This is a genomic window from Streptomyces sp. NPDC012935 (assembly GCF_042900345.1).
Classification (GTDB): domain Bacteria; phylum Actinomycetota; class Actinomycetes; order Streptomycetales; family Streptomycetaceae; genus Streptomyces.
The window spans coordinates 44,333-67,031 of sequence record NZ_JBIBBC010000018.1 but is presented as its reverse complement, the minus strand read 5'-3'; the positions used below and the strand labels follow the sequence as shown (position 1 = coordinate 67,031).

Annotated in this window: 17 protein-coding genes and 1 pseudogene; 7 read left to right on the top strand and 11 right to left on the bottom strand. The window is 70.9% G+C overall.

The window, feature by feature from the left end:
• Positions 1-66: 66 nt before the first annotated feature.
• The 6 genes from ACFY5C_RS33110 to ACFY5C_RS33085 all read left to right on the top strand — a co-directional run bounded on the left by ACFY5C_RS33110 (position 67) and on the right by ACFY5C_RS33085 (position 10,126).
• The gene (locus ACFY5C_RS33110) at positions 67-786 is read left to right on the top strand and encodes a DUF6766 family protein (protein ID WP_389451360.1); all 720 of its coding nucleotides are present in this window, start codon (positions 67-69) and stop codon (positions 784-786) included.
• Positions 787-1,380: 594 nt separating this feature from the next.
• Entirely contained in the window at positions 1,381-5,652 is a 4,272-nt protein-coding gene (locus tag ACFY5C_RS33105; RefSeq protein ID WP_389451358.1) for a HAMP domain-containing protein, read from the top strand.
• Positions 5,653-5,728: 76 nt separating this feature from the next.
• Positions 5,729-8,230 (top strand): SpoIIE family protein phosphatase, encoded by a 2,502-nt coding sequence (locus ACFY5C_RS33100; protein WP_389451356.1) that lies wholly within the window; start codon positions 5,729-5,731, stop codon positions 8,228-8,230.
• 136 nt (positions 8,231-8,366) lie between these two features.
• Positions 8,367-8,924: a Dps family protein gene (locus tag ACFY5C_RS33095; protein ID WP_389451353.1), complete on the top strand. Its 558-nt coding sequence runs from the start codon at positions 8,367-8,369 to the stop codon at positions 8,922-8,924.
• Between the two features lie 51 nt (positions 8,925-8,975).
• Positions 8,976-9,443, top strand: coding sequence for a hypothetical protein (locus ACFY5C_RS33090; RefSeq protein ID WP_389451350.1), 468 nt, complete (start codon positions 8,976-8,978; stop codon positions 9,441-9,443).
• A gap of 110 nt (positions 9,444-9,553) precedes the next feature.
• Complete coding sequence (locus ACFY5C_RS33085; protein WP_389451348.1) at positions 9,554-10,126, top strand: hypothetical protein; 573 nt, start codon at positions 9,554-9,556, stop codon at positions 10,124-10,126.
• A gap of 44 nt (positions 10,127-10,170) precedes the next feature.
• Here ACFY5C_RS33085 and ACFY5C_RS33080 read toward each other — a convergent pair whose 3' ends face one another.
• Positions 10,171-12,291 carry a SpoIIE family protein phosphatase gene (locus ACFY5C_RS33080; protein WP_389451345.1) on the bottom strand — a complete coding sequence of 707 codons (2,121 nt, stop codon included), beginning with the start codon at positions 12,289-12,291 and terminating at the stop codon, positions 10,171-10,173.
• Positions 12,292-12,509: 218 nt separating this feature from the next.
• Between ACFY5C_RS33080 and ACFY5C_RS33075 the strand changes: the two genes are divergently transcribed.
• The gene (locus tag ACFY5C_RS33075; protein WP_389451342.1) at positions 12,510-13,145 is read left to right on the top strand and encodes a hypothetical protein; all 636 of its coding nucleotides are present in this window, start codon (positions 12,510-12,512) and stop codon (positions 13,143-13,145) included.
• Between the two features lie 7 nt (positions 13,146-13,152).
• Here ACFY5C_RS33075 and ACFY5C_RS33070 read toward each other — a convergent pair whose 3' ends face one another.
• From ACFY5C_RS33070 to ACFY5C_RS33025, 10 genes and pseudogenes are all read right to left on the bottom strand, one after another.
• The gene (locus ACFY5C_RS33070) at positions 13,153-15,354 is read right to left on the bottom strand and encodes a S9 family peptidase (RefSeq protein ID WP_389451339.1); all 2,202 of its coding nucleotides are present in this window, start codon (positions 15,352-15,354) and stop codon (positions 13,153-13,155) included.
• A complete protein-coding gene (locus ACFY5C_RS33065; RefSeq protein ID WP_389451337.1) occupies positions 15,351-17,135 on the bottom strand; it encodes an N-acetylglutaminylglutamine amidotransferase in 1,785 nt (594 codons plus the stop codon). The genes ACFY5C_RS33070 and ACFY5C_RS33065 overlap by 4 nt, the downstream gene beginning before the upstream one ends.
• Positions 17,136-17,300: 165 nt before the next feature.
• The gene (locus tag ACFY5C_RS33060) at positions 17,301-18,488 is read right to left on the bottom strand and encodes a glutamate--cysteine ligase (protein WP_389451667.1); all 1,188 of its coding nucleotides are present in this window, start codon (positions 18,486-18,488) and stop codon (positions 17,301-17,303) included.
• Positions 18,489-18,781: 293 nt separating this feature from the next.
• Complete coding sequence (locus ACFY5C_RS33055; RefSeq protein WP_389451335.1) at positions 18,782-19,003, bottom strand: DUF6480 family protein; 222 nt, start codon at positions 19,001-19,003, stop codon at positions 18,782-18,784.
• 48 nt (positions 19,004-19,051) lie between these two features.
• On the bottom strand, positions 19,052-19,474 hold the full coding sequence (locus tag ACFY5C_RS33050) for a CBS domain-containing protein (protein ID WP_389451332.1): 423 nt from the start codon (positions 19,472-19,474) through the stop codon (positions 19,052-19,054).
• 134 nt (positions 19,475-19,608) lie between these two features.
• Positions 19,609-20,004, bottom strand: coding sequence for a VOC family protein (locus ACFY5C_RS33045; RefSeq protein WP_389451329.1), 396 nt, complete (start codon positions 20,002-20,004; stop codon positions 19,609-19,611).
• A 71-nt stretch (positions 20,005-20,075) separates the two neighbouring features.
• Positions 20,076-20,915 (bottom strand): oxygenase MpaB family protein, encoded by an 840-nt coding sequence (locus ACFY5C_RS33040; protein ID WP_389451326.1) that lies wholly within the window; start codon positions 20,913-20,915, stop codon positions 20,076-20,078.
• Positions 20,916-20,984: 69 nt separating this feature from the next.
• A pseudogene (locus tag ACFY5C_RS33035) lies at positions 20,985-21,473 on the bottom strand (MSMEG_6728 family protein).
• Positions 21,473-21,730: a DUF2945 domain-containing protein gene (locus tag ACFY5C_RS33030; protein WP_389451323.1), complete on the bottom strand. Its 258-nt coding sequence runs from the start codon at positions 21,728-21,730 to the stop codon at positions 21,473-21,475. The pseudogene ACFY5C_RS33035 and the gene ACFY5C_RS33030 overlap by 1 nt, the downstream one beginning before the upstream one ends.
• Positions 21,731-21,780: 50 nt before the next feature.
• Entirely contained in the window at positions 21,781-22,662 is an 882-nt protein-coding gene (locus ACFY5C_RS33025) for an SDR family oxidoreductase (protein ID WP_389451320.1), read from the bottom strand.
• Positions 22,663-22,699 lie beyond the last annotated feature (37 nt).

Below are 22,699 nucleotides of genomic sequence, written 5' to 3'. Positions count from 1 at the left end.
CGCCGTCGTCATCGGGATCATCGCGGTCGGTCTTGTCTATCTGGCGGCCCTGGGGCTGATGCACCGATGACCGAGCGCTCGTCCCGGACCAGCCGGCCCAGGCGCCGGGGCCTGCGCGGCTTCGTGAGGGACAACGGGCTCGGGCTGTTCTTCATCGTCACATTCGTGCTGGCGCTGGTCGGGCAGGCGATCGCCGGCCACGCCGACTTCAACAACCAGATGGCCACAGCCCAGCTCCAGCAGGTGTCGTTCGGCGAATACGTCACCACGTCCGACTTCGCCGTCGATGTGTCCGAGAACTGGCAGTCGGAGTACCTGCAGTTCTTCCTCTACATCGGCGTCACCGTCTGGCTGCTGCAACGCGGCTCCCCGGAGTCCAAGGAACTGCACAAGGGCGGCATCGAGTCCGACGAGGCGCAAATGGTCGGCGCGTACGCCAAGGAGAGCTCGCCCAAGTGGGCCCGGGTCGGCGGATGGCGACAAGCGGTGTACTCGCACTCGCTGCTGCTGGTCATGGGGTCGATCTTCCTGCTGTCCTGGCTGGTCCAGTCGATCACCGGCGTCGCCGCCTACAACGAACAGCGGCTACGGGAGTTGCAGGCGCCGCTGAGCTGGGCCGACTACCTCGGCGCGGCGGATTTCTGGAACCGGACCCTGCAGAACTGGCAGTCCGAACTGCTCGCCGTCGCGTCGATGGCCGTCCTGTCGGTCTACCTGCGGCAGCGCGGCTCCCCCGAGTCGAAGCCGGTGGGAGCGGCCCACGGCGCCACCGGCGTGGAGGGCTGAGCAGACCGCGCGGGAGTCCACGCACGCCCCGGCGGTCCCAGGACTCAGCGGTGCCGCTCCTCAGGCCACGGTCGGAACCTCCGTCGTCCCCACTCCTGGGCCTGCTCCGTCATGCGCCGACGCAACCAGATCATCCACAGGCCGAGCGGCGTCGCCACAAGCGCACCCAGTAAGGCATGGCCCCAGCCGACTCCCCCGCCCCCGAACCTGATCACCACGGCCAGCAGCGCAAAGAACGCCAGGACCAGACCCGCATACTTCACCCTCTTCGGCATGCGGCCCGGGTACCCCTGATGCCGGTGCGTACGACGCGACACGGAGTCCGTTTCGCCGCTCCCGAGGTCCGCGCGAACCCCTCCAAGTACCTCGTAGCCCACCGAACATGCCTCCCGGAAGGGCAGGATTCCGTTCAGCCGGGACCTCCGCGTCAGGCTTTTGTTGTCGCCTGGCAACTGAGTTAATCTTCACGGGATTTTCTCATCCGGTCGAGCTGTGTGAGCAGCGGAAACCCGGACGGTGAAGGGGCCTTCACAGGCCCCGCGCGGTTCCGAGTCCTCGGGGTGAGGGCTCTTGGGGAGCGGAACGAGGGTGCGCATGACCAGCAAGACGATCGAGGCCGTCGACGGACCCCCGGGCGAGCAGGAGCTACGGCGACTGCTGGCCGGACTGACCGCCGTGCGGGACGGCGACTTCGGCACCCGGCTGCCGGCTGATGGCGAGGGTCTTCTGGGCGACATCGCCACCGTCTTCAACGGCATGGTGGACCAGCTGTCCGTGTTCACGTCGGAAGTGACGCGAGTGGCGCGGGAGGTGGGTACCGAAGGCACGCTGGGCGGCCAGGCCGAGGTTCCTGGCGTCTCGGGGACCTGGGCCGATCTGACCGACTCGGTCAACGCCATGGCGGGCAATCTGACCACGCAGGTGCGTGACATCGCGCAGGTGGCGACGGCGGTGGCCAAGGGCGACCTGTCGCAGAAGGTCGACGTGCCCGCACGCGGCGAGATTCTGGAGCTGAAGGAGACCGTCAACACGATGGTCGACCAGCTCTCCGCCTTCGCCGACGAGGTCACCCGCGTCGCCCGGGAGGTCGGCAGCGAGGGACGCCTCGGCGGACAGGCCCGGGTGCCCGGTGTCGGTGGTGTGTGGCGCGACCTGACCGATTCGGTCAACTTCATGGCGGGAAACCTGACCTCCCAGGTCCGCAACATCGCCCAGGTGACGACCGCCGTCGCGCAGGGCGACCTCTCCCAGAAGATCACCGTGGACGCCCGCGGCGAGATCCTCCAGCTGAAGAACACCATCAACACGATGGTCGACCAGCTCTCCGCCTTCGCCGACGAGGTCACCCGCGTCGCCCGCGAGGTCGGCACCGAGGGACGCCTCGGCGGACAGGCGGACGTCAAGGGCGTCAAGGGCACCTGGCGCGACCTCACGGACTCCGTGAACTTCATGGCGGGCAACCTCACCGCGCAGGTGCGTAACGTCGCCCAGGTGGCCACCGCCGTCGCGCAGGGCGACCTGTCGCAGAAGATCACCGTGGACGCCCGCGGGGAGATCCTGGAGCTCAAGACCACCATCAACACGATGGTCGACCAGCTCTCCGCCTTCGCCGACGAAGTCACCCGCGTCGCCCGTGAAGTCGGCACCGAGGGCAATCTGGGCGGCCAGGCGACCGTCCGGGGCGTGTCGGGGACGTGGAAGGACCTCACCGACAACGTCAACGTGATGGCGTCCAACCTGACCGGCCAGGTCCGCTCGATCGCCAAGGTCGCCACGACCGTCGCGCGGGGCGACCTCTCGCAGAAGATCACCGTCGAGGCCAAGGGCGAGGTCGCCGCCCTGGCGGACGTCATCAACACGATGGTCGACACGCTGTCCGCGTTCGCCGACGAAGTCACGCGCGTCGCCCGCGAAGTCGGTACCGAGGGACGCCTCGGCGGACAGGCGCACGTGCCGAACGTGGCGGGCACCTGGAAGGACCTCACCGACAACGTCAACTCCATGGCCAACAACCTGACCGGGCAGGTCCGCAACATCGCCCTGGTCACGACCGCGGTGGCCAACGGTGACCTGTCGAAGAAGATCGACGTGGACGCCCGCGGCGAGATCCTGGAGCTCAAGACCACCATCAACACGATGGTCGACCAGCTGTCGTCGTTCGCCGCCGAGGTCACCCGCGTGGCCCGCGAGGTCGGCAGCGAAGGACGGCTCGGCGGACAGGCCGAGGTGGAGGGGGTCGAGGGGACCTGGAAGCGGCTGACGGAGAACGTCAACGAACTGGCCGGGAACCTCACCCGCCAGGTCCGTGCGATCGCCGAGGTCGCGAGCGCCGTCGCCGAGGGCGACCTGACCCGCTCGATCACCGTGGAGGCGTCGGGCGAGGTCGCCGAGCTCAAGGACAACATCAACTCCATGGTGGGGTCCCTGCGTGAGACCACCCGGGCCAACCAGGAGCAGGACTGGCTGAAGACCAACCTCGCGCGGATCTCCGCGCTGATGCAGGGCCACCGCGACCTGCCCGTCGTCGCCGAACTCGTCATGGACGAGCTCGCGCCCCTGGTCTCGGCGCAGTACGGCGCCTTCTACCTCGCCGAGGACACCGAGCGCGGCTCCGACCTGCGGCTCGTGGGCTCGTACGGCTATCCCGACGACACCAGCCGGCCCGAGCGCATCCGCGTCGGACGCTCCCTGGTCGGGCAGGCCGCACGCAACCACCGCCCCATCAGCGTGGAGGAACTGCCGCCGGGCTATGTGACGATCTCCTCCAGTCTCGGGCAGGCCGTGCCCAGCGCCCTGGTGGTCCTGCCCATCGTCGTCGAGGACCAGGTCCTCGGCGTCATCGAGCTGGCGTCCATCGCTCGCTTCACCCAGATCCACCAGGACTTCCTCGCCCAGCTGATGCCGACCATCGGCGTCAGCCTCAACACGATCGTGGCCAACGCCCGCACGGACGAGCTGCTGGACGAGTCCCAGCGCCTGACGGCCGAACTCCAGGCGCGTTCCGAGGAGTTGCAGGTCCAGCAGGACGAACTCCAGCGCTCCAACGAGGAACTCGAGGAGAAGGCTTCACTGCTGGCCTCGCAGAACCGCGACATCGAGGCGAAGAACCTGCAGATCGAGCAGGCACGGCAGGAGCTGGAGACGCGCGCGCAGGAGCTGGCGCTGGCGTCGAAGTACAAGTCGGAGTTCCTGGCGAACATGAGCCACGAGCTTCGTACGCCGCTCAACAGCCTCCTGATCCTGGCTCAGTTGCTCGCGCAGAATCCGTCGCGCAACCTCACCCCGAAGCAGGTCGAGTACGCGGGGATCATCCACTCGGCGGGCTCGGACCTGTTGCAGCTGATCAACGACATCCTCGACCTGTCGAAGGTCGAGGCCGGCAAGATGGACGTCGCCCCCGAGCGCATCCCGCTGCGCCAGCTCCTGGAGTACGTCGAGGCGACGTTCCGGCCGATGACGACGCAGAAGAGTCTGGCCTTCACGGTGGCCACCGCGCCCGGCACGCCGGCCGATCTGCTCACCGACGGTTCCCGGTTGCGTCAGATCCTGCGCAACCTGCTGTCGAACGCGGTGAAGTTCACCGAACAGGGCGGCGTCGAGCTGCGTATCGAACCCCCCGCGGACCAGGAGGTGCCCGTGGGCGTCCTGCGCGGCGCCCCCGTGGTGGCCTTCCGGGTGAAGGACACCGGCATCGGCATTCCCCAGCAGCAGCTGGAGACGATCTTCGGGGCGTTCCAGCAGGCGGACGGCACGACCAGCCGCAAGTACGGCGGCACCGGCCTCGGCCTGTCGATCACCCGGGAGATCGCCTATCTGCTCGGCGGCGCCGTCACGGTCGACAGCACGCCCGGCCAGGGCAGCACCTTCACGCTCTACCTCCCGGTGACACGCGCCGACTTCGAGGATCTGCTCGACGGTGGCAACCTCGGGGCGGACCAGCCGCATGCCACCGCCGCCGAGCTGTTGCCGGCCTCCCCGTCGGAGGCCGCCGCCCTCAAGGCTCCCGAGCAGCGCAGGCGCCGTCTGCTCGTCGTCGAGGGCCGCCCACGCGGGCTGCTCACCCTGGTCGCCGAGCGCGCGGTTGCGGACATCGCCACCGACCCCCACAACCCGCTCGGGGCGATCGACGTGATCACGGCGGTCGGGGCGCAGGAAGCGGCGAGCACCCTGGCCGCCGAGCCCTGCCACTGCGTCGTGCTCGAGCTCGACATGCCCGACGACGAGGGCGCGCGTCTGCTGCAGGCCATGGAGGGCGACTCGGCGCTGACCAGCGTGCCGGTGCTCGTGCACACCGGTCATCACGTGGACCTGGCGCAGGAGCAGATGTTGCGCTCCCGCGCGGACGGCCGCCCGCTGGACTTCCTCTCCAGCCTGGACGATCTGCGCGAGCGCATCACCCTGCACCTGTCCGCCGAGGAGCCGGGAGACGTGCTGTCGCTGGTACGCGTCGAGGAACCCCAGCGGCCGATCGCGCAGGTGGTCGACAAGGCCTTCGTCGGCCGTACCGTGCTCGTGGTGGACGACGATGCGCGCAACCTCTTCGCGCTCAGCGGGGCGCTGGAACTCCACGGCTTCCGCGTCCTGCACGCCGACAACGGCCGCAGAGGCATCGAGACGCTCCTGGCCCACAGGGACGTCTCGCTGGTCCTGATGGACGTGATGATGCCGGAGATGGACGGTTACGCCGCCACCGCGGAGATCCGCTCGATGCCCCAGTACGCGAACCTGCCCATCATCACGGTCACCGCGAAGGCCATGCCGGGGGACCAGGAGAAGAGTCTCGCGTCCGGGGCGAACGACTACGTCACCAAGCCTGTCGACACCAACGAGCTCATCGGCCGCGTCCAGCACTGGCTGTCCGTGTGACGGGCCGTCACGCCGCCGTCCGCACCAGCCGACCCCCCGTCGTCCCTGGACGTCCGAGCCGAGGAACAGGTCAACCGTGACCCATCCCCACCAGCCGCCCGACCCGCAAACCGCCGGTGTTCCGGCGACGGACAGCGAACGGCTTGCCACCGACCGGCCCGTGCCCGTCCCCGTCGCCGGACGCGGCGACCGACATGCTGAGTCCGACGTGGAAAGAGAGGCAGGAGGCAGCCACCCCTCCCCCGTCGGCAGGCTCGCGGCGACCGTGGAACGGTTGCGCCGGGAGGTGCGGGCGGCTCAGGCGGAGGCGGACGGGCGCGCCCTGATCGAGCTGGCCAAGGGCATCCTCGTCGAGCGGCTCGGGTGCGGGCCGGCGCAGGCTGCGCGTCAGCTCGCCGAGCTGGCCGAGCAGGCAGGCGTGACACCGCTCGAGTTCGCCGTCGAGGTCATCAACCAGGCCTCGCGTGACCGGCTTTCCGAAGTGACCACCGCGTTCCTCGCGACCACGGCGGGCGGCACAGGAGCCACCGCCCCGCCCAGGAGCGACTCCTGCGCCGTACGGCTACGAGCCGCCGAGAGCGGTGCCCTGGCCGCGCGCGACGCCCAAGCCGTGGCCGACTCCCTGATGGAGCACGCGCTCAGGCCCCTCGGCGCGGAGGCGGTGGCCATCTGGGCGCTCGGCGGCGACGGGTCGCTCACGTTGGCGGGCAGCGCCGGATTCTCGCTCGCGGAGGCGGGGCGCTGGCGATACGTGCCACCCGGTGTGGCGACCGTGGCGCGTCGTGGGCTCGGTGAGCGGACGGGCCAGTGGATCAGTTGTCTGTCGGAGACCGGGCTGCCCTCCATCGGCCAGCACCACCACCCCGACGGTGGCCGGGTCGCCGTGCCTGCAGGCACCGGCGGCCGGATCCACGGCGTGCTGGAGATCGTCTGGCCCGCCCCGCTGGCCCCTCAGCCCCCGCAGATCGTCCGTCAGGTCGAGGCCCTGGCCGAGCTGTGTGCGCACACCCTGGAGACGTCCGCCCCGCCCCACCCCGACAGCGCTGCGCGGCCCGCCGTCCTGCCGGACGTCGCCGAGTTGATGGACCTGGCCGACGGCCTGCATGACCCCGCGCTGGTGCTGGTTCCGCGGCTGGACGCCGATGGGGAACTCGTCGACTTCCACATCCACCATGTCAACAGCCGATTCCTGGACCCGACCGGCCGGCCTCGGGGTGTCATCCACGGCTCGCTGCTGTTGGAGGCGTACCCGATGGTCGCCGGGGAGAGCGAGCTGTTCGAGCAGATCGAGCGTGTCTATGCCACCGGCGAGCCGTACCGGGCCCACCGCATGCGACTCACCGCACTGGTCGATGAGGTCCCGCTGGCAGCGGTCGCCGACGTCAACATCAGTCGGCATGGCGGCAGCGTCCTGCTGCTGTGGCGCATAGAGGACGAAACGGCGCGGCTGGCGAGCCTGCTGCAGCACGCCCAGCGCCTCGGCCGCATCGGCGGCTTCGAGGAGAACCTCCTCACCGGCGAGATCACCTGGAACGTCCAGCTCTACAGTCTCTACGGCAAACCCTCTGCGAGCGGTCCGATCCCGTTGGAGGACCTGCCCGCCCATGCCCACCCCGACGACGCGGTCGCCATCGGCAGGTTTCTGCGCACGCTGCTGCATCACCGCCGTCCCGCGTCCACGGCGTTCCGGCTCCAGCGGCCGGACGGGGTGACTCGGCACATCCGCGTCGTCGCCGAGCCGGAACTCGACTCCGACGGTCGGCTGTTCGTCGTACGGGGCGCCTACCAGGACATCTCCGCCCACCATTGGACGGAGGTCGCGCTCGCCGCGACGCGTGATCAGCTCGCCCACACCGAGCAGCAGGCCATCGAGCGTGCTCGTCTCACCCTGCAGTTGCAGCATGCGATCATGCCGCCGGAGCAGGCGCCGCTGAAGGCCCCCGGCCTGCGCGTGGCCGTGCGCTACCGGCCCGCGGAGACCCAGCAGCTCGTCGGCGGCGACTGGTACGACGCCGTCGTGCTGCCGTCCCGGCTGGTGCTGCTGTGCGTGGGAGATGTCGCCGGGCACGGGATCGAGGCGGCCACCAGCATGGTCGTCCTGCGCAACGCGCTGCGCGGACTCGCCGTGACAGGCGCCGGACCGGCCCAGTTGCTGACCTGGCTCAACATGGTGGCGCACCATCTGACGGGCGCCGTCACCGCCACCGCGGTCTGCGGCCTGTACGACCCCGACCGCCGTACCCTGCGCTGGGCCAGGGCCGGCCATCTGCCGCCGGTCCTGGTGCGCGACAGCGAAGCGACGGCGCTGCCCCTGGTCAAGGGCATGCTGCTCGGTGCCGTGCCCGAGGCGACGTACGAGGAACACGAGGTCCAACTCGCCGTCGACGACACACTGCTGATGTACACGGACGGTCTGATCGAACGCCGTGACCGGTCCGTGCAGGAGTCGCTGACCCAGCTGCTGGCGGCGGCCCGCACGGTCCCGCCCACGCTCGAACAGCAGCTGGACCGTCTGCTCACCTACAGCAGGTCCGACACGGACGACGACACCTGCATCGTGGGCGTCCGAGTGGCCTGAGCCGCGCCGACCACCTCACCCGACCGGGCCCGACGCAGTGGTCCGTTCAGTGAATGAAAGCGACATCACAGGTCTGTGATCGCGAAAGCAGGGCACCTGAACTCCGACTTCACGCTACGGAGAAGGAGTTGCAGACATGGCACATGACCTGACCCCCAAGTACACGGTGCCCGGCATCGAGCGCGCCGCGGCCGGTCGGATCATCGACGTCCTCCGCCTGCGGTTGCACGCCCTCAACGACCTCCACCTGACGCTGAAGCACGTCCACTGGAACGTGGTGGGACCGCACTTCATCGCCGTGCACCAGATGGTCGACCCTCAGGTCGACCGGGTGCGCGACATGGCCGACGACGTGGCCGAGCGCATCGCCGCACTCGGCGGAGTCGCACAGGGCACGCCGGGCTCTCTGGTCAAGGAGCGGACCTGGGACGACTACTCGATCGGCCGCGAGGACGCCATCGCTCACCTCGGGGCTCTGGACGTGGTCTACACGGGCGTGATCGAGGACGTGCGCGCCGGGATCAAGGCCGTCGGGGAGATCGACCCGGCGACGGAGGACCTGCTCATCGAACAGCTGCGGGATCTCGAGCAGTTCCAGTGGTTCGTCCGGGCGCACCTCGAGAGTGCCGGCGGCACCCTGTCGACGGCTCGTGCCGACAACGAGCAGGACGGCGCCAAGGCCGCCAAGGGCTGACCGGCCGGGGGTGCGAGACTGGCGTTCGGGTCGAGCGACGGGAGGAGCCGGGTGAGGGTCAGCGACGCCGTGCAGGAACCGGACGAACACCTCCGCTTCGCGGTCTACTTGGACGAGCTGCGGCGCGTGCGCGACGCGGATGAGGTGGATCTGGTCGGCCTCGTTCTCACCGACGCGGACCAGTCGATGGCCCAGTCCGCCGTACTACGGCACCTGGATCGCCGTGCCGCGGACCTCTGCCTCGAACCTTCATATCCGTCGTGGGCGGAGTCGATGCAGCTGGTGGTTCTCAGCCGGCCCTTCCTGACCCGGCGCCTGCGGGAGTGGTCCCTCCTGCGCGCCATCGCCCTGGAGCAGCCGTGGCACCAGGGCGACCTGCTCGCGTCCTCCGACTGGCTTCAGCTCAAGGCCGCCGCCGCGTCGAGCACCAAGGCCATGGAGATCCTCGCCGCGGGCGGCCGTACGAAGCGGATCCGCAATACGGCCAGGACCGGTCTCAGGCAGCGGAGCGATCACTGAGAGTGCCTGGTCAGGCCATCATTCGCACAAACCTCCTGAACACCGGGTAGGCGGTGTGAGAGTGGAAACCCGGGGCGAAGACCCTTGGAGACCTGCGGAGGGAGTTCGAGATGAGCCAGGTCAGGACGAGTCCGTCGGATCTTCCTTTTCCGTTGCGCGTCGTCGGCTCCGGGCTGCGGCGCCTGCCCGGGGCTGAGCAGGTGAGCAAGGTTGCCGACAGTGCCCTGGACCGGATCGGGGCGGTGTCTCCTCGTGGCCGCCGGATCGCGGTCTACACCGGAGCCGGAGTGCTCGGCGTGGCCGGGGTGGTGGAATGGCCGCTGGCCGTCACCGGCGCCGCTGTCGCCTGGCTGACCCAGCCGCGCCCGCGACAGGGTGGGCAGGAGGAGACGGCCCAGGACGGCAGGGCCCAGGACGCCGACGCCGGTGCGGCGCAGAACGGCGGACAGCGCTCTGCGGCCGGGTCCGGCCCTGTCCCCACGGAAGCCGCCGACGCCGATCCGGAGCCCCATGGTCCCGGCAACAAGCTGGCTTCCTCCCACTTCCACCACGACCGTACGGCGAGCCCCGTGCACGATGAACCCGCCAAGGTCGGGGACCCGGCCACGGCATCGGGGCTCAAGCGGATCGCGGAGGCCACCGCACACCACCACGAACCTGGCCTCTCCGACGAACGCCCCTGAGGAGGCTGGACTGGGGCTCCGCACCGCGCTGCAACCCTCGGTTGTCAGCGGCGCCTCTCGTACTGCACGACGAGCAGTGCGATGTCGTCGGTGCGCTGCTCGGTGGTGGCGGCCTTCCTCAGCAGCGTGTCGATGAGCCCGTCCAGGTCGCGGACGTCGGCGGCGGCGAGATGGTGTGCGAGCTGCGCGATGGAGTCGTCGAGGTCGGTGCCCGGCGTTTCGACCAGGCCGTCGGTGTAGAAGGCGAGCAGCGTGCCGGCCGTGAGCGGGATCGCCGTCGTGGGGAACGTGGCGTCGGGGTCGATGCCGAGCAGAGGCCCGGGCGGAACAGCGACGGGTCGCGTGTCACCGTCGGGGCGGCGCAGAAGGGGTGGCGGGTGACCGGCACTGGCGAGGGTCACCCGTCCGCGGGCGAAGTCGAGGTGGGCGTAGAGGCAGCTGGTGAACAGGTCGGGGGCGAGGTCGGTGAGGACCCGGTTGATCCGGTGGAGGACCTGGTCGGGAGGCGTGCCGAGGGTCGCGTGGGCGTGGACGCCGGTTCGTACCTGACCCATCAGGGCCGCGGCTGCGACGTTGTGGCCCTGGACGTCGCCGATGACGGCGGCGGCCGCGGTGTCGCCGAGCCGGATCAGATCGTAGAAGTCACCGCCGATCTCCATACCGCGGGTGGCGGGCAGGTAGCGGGCGGCGACGCGCAGGCCGGCGATGGCGGGCAGGCTGCGTGGGAGCAGCGCCTGCTGAAGGCCGTGTGCGAGGTCGTGTTTGACGTCGTACAGGCGGGCGCGGTCGAAGGCCTGGGCGATGAGCCCGGCGAGGGAGGTCATGACGGCGCGTTCCTCGGCGGGGAACTCGTGCGGGCTGTCGTACGACAGGATGCATACGCCGACGGGCCTGCCGGAGACGATCAGTGGCAGGAACGCCCAGGCCTGCTTGCCGCTGATCAGCGGTGCCTCGGGGTAGTCGCGCCGCATCTCCTCCACGCTGGCGAAGAAGGCGGGGATGCCGCTGCTCAGGGCCTTGCCGGCCGGGGTGAAGGAGGTGTCGAGGGGGAGGCCGTCGAGCCGCCTGATGGTCTCGGCGGCGTAACCGCGGTGACCGGTGATCCGCAGCCGACCGGCATCGGCCGTGGACATGACCAGCCCCTGAGCACCGTAGGCGGGCATGATCTGGTCCGCGACCAAGTCGACGACGTCCTGAACGCCGACGACTTCGGTCAGCGCGGCAGCGAGGTGCGTGAGTTGGTACAGCTGACCGCCGCGGGCCGGCGTGGCGGTGCGCGTCGACCGGCGCGGCGCCGGTGAGGGGGGCGCGGGCCCACCGGTGGGAACGATGCGGACGCTGATGCCGCTCGCGTCGGGGTACAGGTGAATGTCCAGCCACTGGTCCGGCGGACGGCACGCGGTGAACGAAACGGGTTCGCGGCTGATCAGCGCGGCGCGGTAGCCGTCCTCGTAGCTGGGGTCGTCGAGCCAGCGAAGGGACTGCCAGGGCCGTGTGCCCAGCAGCCGGCCGGCCTCGCAGCCCAGCAGTTCGCAGGCGCCGGAGCTGATATAGGTGAAGCGCCCCTCCAGGTCCAGGGCGCAGCTTCCGCCGGGCAGACGCTCCACGAAGTCGGCCACGGCCGGATCGGGGCTCGCGGATCGGCGCCCGGTTGCGACGGGGACGACGCGGGGCTGTTCGCGGCGGGCGGGGGAACCGGCCTTGTCGGCGGCCTCCTCCAGCAGCCGGGCCAGCCGTCGGCAACTGGACGTGATGTTGCCCCGCTCCCGCTGGGTCATGTACGGCGGCCGCGTGGCCGGCCACATCAGCAGTAGGGATCCACGTGGCCGTACGCCGGTGACCGGTGCGGCGACCAGCGCCAACGGGTACGGAAGCACCACCGCGGTGCGCGGGTAGAAGCGGACCATCTCGTCCTGGCTGCCGACCCACACCAGGCGGTCCTCACGGACGGCGTCGGCCACTGGCGCCGGGGAGGCGAGCGGAACCCGGGCCCATGGTGCGGCGAACTCGACCGGGACCCCGCACAGCACGTCAAGACACAGCAGCCGCTGATCCGGTGCGAGCAGGTAGAGGGCGCCGATGGACGCGCCGGTTCGGCGCACCGTTTCCGCGAACGCGGCATCCAGTGCCCCCTCGTCCGGGGCCGGATCACCTGTACCGGTCATCCCGACTGCTCCCCTCGGGGCGCACCATTCGGACGCCGCACGTGCCCGTGCTCGCCCATACGAGGACGCTACGCCCATGCGCAGCCGTCGGCACACGGTCCGGTGGGGGCGGCGGCAGTGCCGCCCGTGGCCGTGTGTCCCGCCCGTTTCCGGTGACGCTGCGTGGGGGACTCGCCTGCTGTGGTGGCGTACGGAGTTCGGGCGCCGGTGATCAGCGGATGAGCCGGATCCTGGGCGGAGCCGGGCGGCCGCGGTTGCGTTTCGACGGCTGGATCGCCGGTCTGGGCACGTCCTCGGGGACGCGTGTCGTGCTCGGCCACTGGCAGCGGTCACCGTTCGGACGGTTCGGCGACGTGATGGTGGAGCGCGCCGACGGAGAAAGGCTCCTGCTGGCCCCCACGCCGGAGACGGCCGCATTCATCAGCGGGACCTACGCCTTCGACACCGTACGCATCACCCCGGTCGGCGTACGCGTGGCCGACGGCACCTGGACCGTGACGGCGGGGCCTCTCGACCTGTGCTTCACCACCGGTCAACGAGGGGCGCTGGGGCTCTTGTTGTGCGCGGTACCCGGTTTCCTCGCCCGCCGTCCGGCATGGAGTGCCCTGACGGACCTGCCTGCCGGTGTGCTTCTGCCCGGCGTGCGGACACGGGGCAGTGCCGGTGCGGGCCGCCGGGAGTGGTACGGCGCACGGGATCTGCGGCCGGTCTCCGCTCTGTCGGCCGTTTTTGAGGGCCATGACCTCGGTGGGCTGGCGCCTGTCGAACCGCCGGTGCGCTTCGGGTTCGGTTCTGTGCCGGCCAAGCCCGCCGTCACACGGGTCACGACCACGGTGGAGCTGGGGCCCGGATGAGGCCTGTTCACAGGTGGAGGTGGCCTTCCAGCCAGTCCGCCGCGGCCCGGCGGAACAGTCGCCGGTTGTCCGCACGCAGGAAGTCGTGACCCTCGTCGCGCAGAGTCAGCAGTTCGGCTTCGATGCCGCGTTCCTGGGCGGCTCGGACGAACTGCTGGGACTCCCCCGGCGGCACATTGGTGTCGTGTTCGCCATGGACGGCGAGCAGCGGGACGCGCAGAGCGTCGATGCGGCTCATCGGCGACAGGGTGCGCAGCAGCTCACGGTCGCGGTCCGGGTGGCCGTACTTGTGAGCGGCCGATTCCGCGATCCAGGGCTCGGTGCCGGCGAAGAAGGTGAGGAAGTCCGACATGCCGCAGACGGCGATCGCGGTGCGGAACAGGTCCGGGTGCCATACGACGGAGGCGAACGTCAGATAGCCGCCGTACGAGCGCCCCATGACCGCCAGCCGCGTCGGATCGGCGGGGCCCGCCATGACCGCGTGGCCCGCGCAGTCGGCCACATCGTCGAACGCCGCGAAACGCCCTGCGCCCAGATCGGCGTCGACGAACGATCGGCCGTGCCCCAAGGAGCCTCGGACGTCGGGGGCGAAGATGTCCAGGCCACGCCCGATCAGCTCGTGGTAAAGCGGGTTGAACACGGGCCGTTCCTGTTCTTCTGGACCGCCGTGCAGGTGGATCACGCAGGGGGCCGGTTCGTCCGGAGCACGGCCCGGCGCCCTGTAGTACCAACCGCTCAGCGGCAGCCCGTCCCTCGCCGTGAGGCGCATGGGGACGGGACGTACCGGTGGGCGGCCCGGCGGGACGGCGTCCTCGTCCTGGGAGGACCACGCGGTGCGCAGCATGGACACGCCCTCGTGGGCCCACCAGATGCCCGGTCGGCGTTGCGACCCGGACAGCGCGAGCAGCAGGGCCCCGGCGCCGGCGGCAGTCACGCGTGTGGCGACCTCGTGGGGCAGCGGAACGGGCCGTCCCGGACCCGCGGCGTCCGGGGGCTGCCGGCTCGGGTGGGTCTCGACGAGTTCCAGCTCGCTGGCGCCCTGGACGTTCCACGCCAGGGCGGCCGTGCGGCCGTCGTGCGCCAGCGCCAGGAGTTCGAGGTCGACGCCGTCGCGTTCGGCCACGAGGGATACACCGCGCGGGCCGCCGTCGGCGTCCAGAGCGACCGCGAGGAGCGCCGCGTGCTCGCGGTCGGCGTTGCTGCGCAGCCACAGTGTCCGCCCGTCCGGAGAGAACCGGCCGATCCACGGGTCGCCGTCGGCGACCGGCATGGTGAAAGTGCTCTGCGAGTCGGCGGTGCGGCGGACGACCGCCTCCCTGCGACCGCGCGGCCCGCGGCGCAGCAGCGCGAGGCTGCCGTCGCGGCTGAGATCGCACACGCGCAGGGAGGCGGCGTGGGTCTCCGTGGTGAGCAGGGCGGGGGAAACCAGACCGTCGGGATCGATCAGGTAGACGGACAGACCGGCGTCGGGACGTACCGTCGGCGCCGCCGGCGTCCGGACGTCGGTCGGCGTTCCGCTCGGCTCCTCCCCCGGTGCCCCGTCGTACGGGGCTGGGCCCAGGAGCGTCGCGCGACCGTCCCGGTCCGCCCAGTCGGCGGTGCGGCCGTCGGCAAGGTCCGCAGCTGCCACGGCGTTCGCCGTGACGATCCCGTACTGCGGGACGGCCGGGGCCGCGAACGTGACAGCGACGGACGAGCCGTCGTGCGCCCAGCAGCCCAGATAGGCGGAACTGGCCGGGTCGGCCCCTGCCAGGAGGCGCCGACCGGTGCCGTCGGGCCGTACGCACAGGACCCGGGTGTGCTCTCCGCCGCCCGGCGCGGTGGTGTATGCGATCCACTGTCCGTTCGGCGACCACAACACCTCTTTCACGGGATCCGGTGACGAGTCCAGCAGCCGCACCTCATCCGTGTCGACGGAGCCGGCCCACAGCTGGGGAACGCCACCCCGGTCGCAGATGAAGGCCACCTCGGTGCCATCCGCGTTGGCGGACGGGTACCAGCAGCCGTGTGCGCGCAGCCGAGTCACGGCGTCCCGGGGGCCGCCTGCCTCGGGCAACGGAACCGGTGCCGGCGCAGCGACGCGGTCGGCACCGTGCATGTCCCCCGTCCGGCTGTCCGGGGGCGGCGCGGTGGCCGGGGCGAGCGGCCCGGGACGCGCGAACACGGGCGCCTGGCCGTGCGCCACCCGCACGCCCCCGTCGTCGGTCACTTGATTCCGTGGGTCTGCAGCCATATCTCCAGCAAAGCTATTTGCCACAGTGCGTTCGCACCCCGGTTGGTCCGGTGCTCGTCCGGCGCCGCGAGGAGCTCGGACACGTACGACTCCTGGAACAGGCCGCGTCGTTTCGCCTCCGGCGCCTGGAGCGCCTCACGCACGCGCTCCAGCACGGGGCCCGCCATGTGCCGGATCGCCGGCACCGGGAAATAGCCCTTGGGCCTGTCGACCACCTCGCGAGGCAAGAGCTTGCGGCCCGCCTCCTTCAGCACGCCCTTGCCACCGTCGGCCAGCTTCAGCTCGGGCGGGCAGGCCGCCGCCAGCTCCACCAGCTCGTGGTCGAGGAACGGAACCCGGGCCTCCAGGCCCCAGGCCATGGTCATGTTGTCGACCCGCTTGACGGGGTCGTCGACGAGCATGACGTGGGTGTCCAGCCGAAGGGCCGCGTCGAGCGCGGTCTCCGCCCCGGGGACCGCCATGTGACTGCGGACGAAACTGCCCGATACGTCGTCGCGCGGCAGCATGTCCGGCCGCAGGACCCTGGCGAGGTCGGCATGGGGCCGATCGAAGTAGGTCGCGGCGTACCGCTCCGGTTCGTCCTCGCGGGCGACCTCCGCCAGCCGCGGGTACCAGTGGTAGCCGGCGAAGACCTCGTCGGCTCCCTGGCCGCTCTGGACGACCTTGACCTCCTTGGACACCTGCTCGGACAGCAGGTAGAAGGCGACCACGTCGTGGCTGATCATCGGCTCGCTCATCGCCGCGACCGCCCCGTCCAGGGCCATCGACACCCGGTCGGAGGGAACCATCAACTGGCGGTGGTCGGTGCCGAACTCGCGGGCGACCAGGTCCGAGTAGTGAAACTCGTCGCCTTTCTCGCCGCCCTCCGTCTCGAACCCGACGCTGAACGTCATCAGGTCGTGCCGGCCCTCGTCGGCCAGCAACGCCACGATGAGGCTGGAGTCGAGGCCGCCGGAGAGCAGGACACCGACCTCCACGTCGGACACCATCCGGCGGCGCACCGCCGTGCGGAGCGCGTCCAGCACCGCGTCACGCCATTCGTCCGCGCCCATGCCGGCGTACTCGGCCCGGCGCGTGTACGACGGCTGCCAGTAGCAGTGATCTTGATGGGTGCCGTCCGGCTCGACGACCCGCACGGTGGCGGGCGGGAGCTTGTGCACTCCGTTGAGGACGGTGCGCGGCGCCGCGACGGTCGCGTGCCAGCTCAGGTACTGGTGGACGGCGACCGGATCGAGCGAGGTGTCCACGTCTCCGCCTGCGAGGAGGGCGGGCAGCGTCGAGGCGAACCGCAGCCGGTCCGGTGTCCGGGTCAGGTACAGGGGCTTGATTCCGAGCCGGTCCCGGGCGAGGACGACTCGCCCGGTGCGGTGCTCGACGAGCGCGAAGGCGAACATGCCGAGGAAGTGCTCGACGCAGGCGGTGCCCCACTGCTGATAGGCCTTGAGCACGACCTCCGTGTCCGACGTCGACTCGAACCGGTGCCCGAGGCCGCGCAACTCCTCGCGCAGCTCCGGATGGTTGTACACGCAGCCGTTGAAGACGCCTGTGACCTCCCCACGGGCGTCGGTCATCGGCTGGGCCCCGCGGTCCGAGAGGTCGATGATCTTCAGGCGCCGGTGTCCCAGCGCGACCGGGCCGCGCGTCCAGGTGCCCTGCCCGTCGGGCCCACGGGCTGCGAGCCGGTCGCTCATACGGCCGACGGCCGCCAGGTCGGCTCGCCGGCCGTCGAATCGGACCTCGCCGGTCAGACCGCACATGACGTCCCGCCTCCCTTCCTCGGGTCGGCGCCTGCGCGCCCGCACGGTGGTGCCGGTGCGCAGGCGCCGGTCAGGAGGTCCTGGGCGGTGGTGCGAGACATCACGAATCCTTTCTGCACGGGGAGGAGTAGGTCGGCGAACGCCGCCGGGACGGCCACTGGCACGTCAGCTGCCGATGCCGTCAGGTGCCCCCGGGACGACGGAGGTGGGCGGGCCGCCCAGGACGACAGCACGGGCAGGGGTGCGGTCGAGCGCCGGGGACCTGCGGCGTCGGTGCTGGCCGCGGGTCTCGGCGATCAGCATGTCGACACAGCCCAGCAGGCCCTCTTCCTGTGCCGCACGACGTATACGCCGGGCGGCGCTTCCGCCGGCGAGGGCCGACTCGGTGAGCTCCCGGACGGTATGCCAGTCCCCGTGGGCTTCCAGCGCGGGCCGCAGCCGGACGAGCAGCTTGCGCACGACCGCGTGGGCGGGTGCCTCCTCGTGGGTCTCGGGGTCCACCAGCGTCCCTTCCAGCCCCGACCGGGCGGCACGCCACGATGCACCCCGCAGCCACTCGTGCCGCCCCGCGCACCCAGGGGCGTCGCCTCGGTCGAGGCGTTCGCGGGCCTCGGCCACCAGGGCACGGAACAGTCCGGCGATGAGCACGACGGTCTCCGGGCGCGGGCAGGCGTCACATGTGCGCAGTTCCAGCGTGGGCAGATGGGCCGAGGGGCGGACGTCGTAGTAGATCATCCCCGCGTCGCTGATGATCCCGGCCCGTACGAAGTCCTCCACGGCCGCGTCGTACTCGGCCGCGTCCCGGAAGCAGCCGACCGGCCCCGCGGTGGGCCAGCGCTGCCAGAGCAAGGTGCGCCAGCTCGCGTACCCCGTGTCGGACGCCTGCCAGAACGGTGAACTGGCGGAGAGGGCCAGCAGTACCGGAAGCCAGGGCGAGACTTCGCACATGGCCCGTACTGCGGTGTCGCGGTCGGGTACGTCCACATGGACCTGGGCGCCGCAGATGAGCTGCTCGTCGGCGACCTTGCGGTACTCCTCGGTCATGTGGCGGTAGCGTGCCTCGGCCGTGGGGTGCGCCGAGGCGGCGGGCGCCAGCGGGGCCGTGCCGGCGGCCACCACGGCCAGCCCCAGTGAGGAGGCTGCCGCGTCGAGCCGCCGTCTCATGCCGGTGAGGTCGGCGTAGAGGTCGTGCAGGGACGTGTGTACCGAACTGTTGGACTCCACGGTGCACTGATGCAGCTCGGTCGTGTAGGTGCGTCTGGGAAGCTGCCGCAGGACCGCGTCGGCTCTCGGCACGAGCAGTCCGCTCTCCACCTCCAGGACGTGAAATTCTTCCTCCACTCCGATGCGCATGCTCACGTTCACTCCTACGGATCCCGGCACCTGCCGCACGGGAGGGGCGACCCGACCCCGGCGGTGGGGCGGCTTGTGGTGTCCTCTGAGTTCCCAGTCCCCGGGGACGTAAGCCTGCCGCCTGCGCATTTGAGGCATGGGCCGCACAAACGAGCGATCAGGCAACCGGGCCGCGGCATGTCGGGACAAGGGGCCGACGAGGAGGGCAGCCGGGGTCGGCTGCCCTCCCGTGAGGTCCATGCCCGGGACAGCGGGTGCCGCCGAATGCCGCGTTGCCCGCTGACGCCACGCGATCAGATTGCCACCGCCATCGCGATCAGGCCGATCGCGACCAGGGCCACCACGATCATGATCAGGATGATCGGCATGGGGCCCCAGCCCCTGCGCAGTTCGGTCTGCGGATAGGAGATGGCGGACGTGGTGTCCGACTCGGCGGGCGGAGTCTCACCGGGTGGTACGCCGCGGCCGGGTTCGCGTCCTGGATTTCGTGCCGGCTCGGGTTGAGGGTTCGTCATGGCGCGCCCTCCTCTCGGTTACAGGCAGGCCATGGGAGGTTGCAGGATTCATTGATTGGGGCGGGCGGTGCTTATGTCACCGAGTGCCGAGTCGGGATCACGTTCGATGGCCAGGTCGGCGAGGGCGACGATGCCCACTGGGTGATTTTCCCGGTCGACGACAGGTACCCGCCGGACGGAGCGCTCGCGCATCACCTGCACCGCGAGAATCAGGTCGTCGTCGGGCCCTACCGTGACGAGGTCCTCGCTGCACGCCTGAGCCACGGTCGTACGGTCCGGGTCGCCGCCCTCGGCCACCGCGCGCACCACCAGATCCCGGTCGCTGACCAGCCCGCGCAGCCGCCCGCCCTCGGTGACCAGTACAGCGCCGATGTCCTCGTCGCGCATCATCTGGGCCACCGACTGCACCGATGCCTGCGGTTCAACGGTCATCGGGTGGGTCGTCATGACATCGCGGACATGCCGAGTCATGGGAACGTCCCTCCGAGAGGTCGGGGCGGTGCTGTTCACCGCCGTGCAGCGCCCGAGTACCCGTGGACGGCCCGGCTGCCACGTTCGCGCCGTCCCTCATCAGCTGCCGCGGGGGCACCGCGTGCCCCGGCCTGTCAGGGGGCCTGCGGTCCGGTGCGGACAAAGAGGCAGAACGGGTGCCCCGCCGGGTCGCACAGGACGCGTACGTCGGCCTGGGGCTGGACATCCGCCAGGGTCGCCCCCAGCGCGACGGCGTGATCGACAGCGGACGGCAGGTCGGTCACCTCAAGGTCCAGATGCATCATCATCTGTTGCTCGCAGCGGCTGGAGGGCCACTGCGGTGCGGTGAACCGCGGCTCTGTCTGGAACGACAGCCCGGCACCGCCGTCGGGGGATGTGATCTCGACCCAGCCCGGTTCTTCCTTCCGCATCCGCCACCCGAGCAGCTCCTGATAGAACTGCGCGAGTTCGTGAGCGTCCGGAGCATCAAGGGTGGTCGCGGCCAGCGTGAAACGCGGTTGAGGCTTCATGCAGTGCTCCTGCCCGTCTTCGCCGACGGGCCTGCCGAACCGACGTGAGCCCGGCCCGGGGAAGGCAGCCGTCAGCGGTTCATGGCCCAGCGGATGGTGCGGGTCAGGGCCTGGCCGGTGGGGCGTACGGCGAGGTCTTCGACGACCGGGACCCTGGGCAGCCACAACATGCCGCGGGCCCAGGACGGGAGCAGGGCCACCGCGTTCGCGGCCAGCCCGCCGTAGAAGGGTCGCACCGCGAGGGGCAGCGGCGGCTGGAAGAGCAGGAAGCGGGCGGCGGCCCGGGCCTCGGAACCGGCCCGCAGTTCGGGCCGGTAGGCGGCCAGGCGCTCGGCGAGTTCGCGGCGATCGCGTGGGGGCTCGATCACCCCCAGCGCCTCACCTATGCGTGCGGTGTCGGCCACGTAGGCGTCGTAGGCGCCGGCATCCAGCGGGCGGGCTCCGTAGCGTTCGTGGGAGCGCAGAAAACTGTCGGTCTCGGCGGCGTGCACCCAGCCCAGCAGGTGTGGATCAGCCGCGTGGTACGGCACGCCCTCGGCCGTCGTCCCGCGGATCCGTTCGTGGATGCCGCGGACGTGGTCGACGGCCCGCTGGGCGTCCGTAGCGGTGCCGTAGGTCGTCACCGCCAGGAAGGCGCTGGTGCGCTGGAGCCGGCCCCACGGGTCGCCGCGGTATCCGGAGTGCCCGGCCACCGCCGCCATGGCGAGCGGATGCAGGGACTGCAGCAGCAGTGCGCTGAGTCCGCCGATGAACATGGAGGCGTCGCCGTGGACCGTGCGGATCGGGCGATCCGGGCCGAACCAGCGCGGGCCCGGAGTGTCGTGGATGCGGGCACGCGTCGCCATGCCGTCGGGGCCCGCGACCCGGCGGAACAGGGCCTGGCCCAGCTGCTCGCGGACTGAGGTCAGCACGGTCGGCCTCCCCTCTCTCCTGCTGCCAGTGTCCGCGATGCCGACCCGAACCGGTCATGGCCGGGGGCCTCACCTGCCGATGGGCACGTACGTGGGTTCACGGTCCGATGCCGGCCACACATAGGGCAGGTCGTCCGAGACGCCGGAGAACAGGCCGCCGTAAACGTCGCGGTCCTTACGGACCAGTGCCGAGCGGTGGCTTTCGTGGAAGGCCTCGTCTCCGAGCCAGGGCGGCAGCTCACCGGCGGCGGCCAGGTCCGCCTGGTCTCGTACGGCAACGCCGGGTCAGTGCGCGGCCAGTCCGGCGACCAGGGAGGCTGCGCAGCTGTCCTGATGCCCCTGCTCCCGCCAGACCCGGCAGATCTCCAAGCCGTACCGGACGAGAGCCTCCTCGTACCCGGTCCACATCCGTACGGCCGGGTGTCGGCGCCACCCGTAGTCGGGGACGGTCAGACCGCGCAGGACCTGGAGCGCCTCGACCCGCTGCTTGCCCAGCCGGCGCCGGTCCAGAAGCAGGGCCGTCTGCCGGAAGTCGGGGTGGGGCAGGAACGTCTGCATCAGTCACCGGTTCGCTTCCTGCGCAGTGCGGACGGCTTGTGCACCGCCGACCTGCCCGACCTGGCGCTGCGCACCTCGTACTGCGGATCCTCGGGTGAGGCGTCCACGGTGCGGCCGGCGGCTTCGGTGCGTCGGGTGATCTTCCGCTCGACCTTGCCTTCCGTGGTACTGCCGTGGCTCCTCCAGGTGACCTCGTCGCCCTGGGTGAGCTGCTTGCCCTTGTCCCCGCCGCTCGTCTTCTTCGCCTTCTTCGTCATCGCGATTCCTCTCTTCCGCCGACCAGGCCCCGCTGAGCCGCGCCCGGCCGTCAGGAACCTCCCCTGGACGCCGCCCGATCGGCCTGGCCACCGGCGCCGAGTGGCCCGGTGTACGCGAAGGGCTGCGCCGCCTCCATACGGGGCAGCTCCCGGCGCGATACGCGCAGCACCACCGGGGGCAGAGCCACGCGCAACGGCTGGGCCAGACGTAGCCAGGCCGGCGCGTACACGGCTGTACGACGACACTCCAGACCCCTCGCCAGGCGGGCGGCGACCGTGTTCACGGGGTGCACCCCGCGGGCCCCCGGGGGCATGTGGGCGCGTAGTCCACGCAGCGCGGCGTAACGGTCCGCGTCGCGGATCATGTCCGTGTCCGTCCAGCTCAGGTAGGCGATGCCGACAGCGACCCCGCGGTGCGCCACCTCAGCTCGCAGGGCGTGCGCGAAGGCCTCGGCGCCGGCCTTGGAGGCGCAGTAGGCACTCATCAGAGGGACGGCGCCGATCGATGCCAGCGAAGCGATCTGGAGGAAGTACCCCGCTGTGTCGAACAGGTCGGGCAGGAACGTCCGGGCCGTGTGGGCGCTGCCGGTGAGGTTGACATCGATGACGCGGCGCCAGGCGCTCGGGTCGGAGGCGAGGAACGGGCCGCCCTCGGCGATGCCCGCGTTCGCGACGACGACCGAGGGGCGTCCGAGCCCGGCCCGCACGGTGTGGGCCGCGGCATCAAGCGCGCCGGGGTCGGTGACGTCGACCTCGACGGCCAGAGCCGGGCCCGGCAGGGACGCGGCCACCGCTTCCATCGCCGCCTGCTCGTGGCCGAGCAGCGCCACCCTGGCGCCGCGCCGCGAGACCTCGCGGGTCAGGGCCGCGCCCACGCCGCGGGCTGCTCCGGTGATGACGACCGTACGGTCGGCGAGCGGACTGCTGCGCACGGCTGCCCTTCCTTTCCCTCTTGCTTGACCTAGCGTT

Bases quoted from the DNA above. Each gene is read 5' to 3' on its own strand.
- ACFY5C_RS33110 (WP_389451360.1), top strand. From the start codon at position 67: ATGACCGAGCGCTCGTCCCGGACCAGCCGGCCCAGGCGCCGGGGCCTG.
- ACFY5C_RS33105 (WP_389451358.1), top strand. From the start codon at position 1,381: ATGACCAGCAAGACGATCGAGGCCGTCGACGGACCCCCGGGCGAGCAG.
- ACFY5C_RS33095 (WP_389451353.1), top strand. From the start codon at position 8,367: ATGGCACATGACCTGACCCCCAAGTACACGGTGCCCGGCATCGAGCGC.
- ACFY5C_RS33085 (WP_389451348.1), top strand. From the start codon at position 9,554: ATGAGCCAGGTCAGGACGAGTCCGTCGGATCTTCCTTTTCCGTTGCGC.
- ACFY5C_RS33080 (WP_389451345.1), bottom strand. From the start codon at position 12,291: ATGACCGGTACAGGTGATCCGGCCCCGGACGAGGGGGCACTGGATGCC.
- ACFY5C_RS33075 (WP_389451342.1), top strand. From the start codon at position 12,510: ATGAGCCGGATCCTGGGCGGAGCCGGGCGGCCGCGGTTGCGTTTCGAC.
- ACFY5C_RS33065 (WP_389451337.1), bottom strand. From the start codon at position 17,135: ATGTGCGGTCTGACCGGCGAGGTCCGATTCGACGGCCGGCGAGCCGAC.
- ACFY5C_RS33060 (WP_389451667.1), bottom strand. From the start codon at position 18,488: ATGCGCATCGGAGTGGAGGAAGAATTTCACGTCCTGGAGGTGGAGAGC.
- ACFY5C_RS33055 (WP_389451335.1), bottom strand. From the start codon at position 19,003: ATGACGAACCCTCAACCCGAGCCGGCACGAAATCCAGGACGCGAACCC.
- ACFY5C_RS33050 (WP_389451332.1), bottom strand. From the start codon at position 19,474: ATGACTCGGCATGTCCGCGATGTCATGACGACCCACCCGATGACCGTT.
- ACFY5C_RS33045 (WP_389451329.1), bottom strand. From the start codon at position 20,004: ATGAAGCCTCAACCGCGTTTCACGCTGGCCGCGACCACCCTTGATGCT.
- ACFY5C_RS33030 (WP_389451323.1), bottom strand. From the start codon at position 21,730: ATGACGAAGAAGGCGAAGAAGACGAGCGGCGGGGACAAGGGCAAGCAG.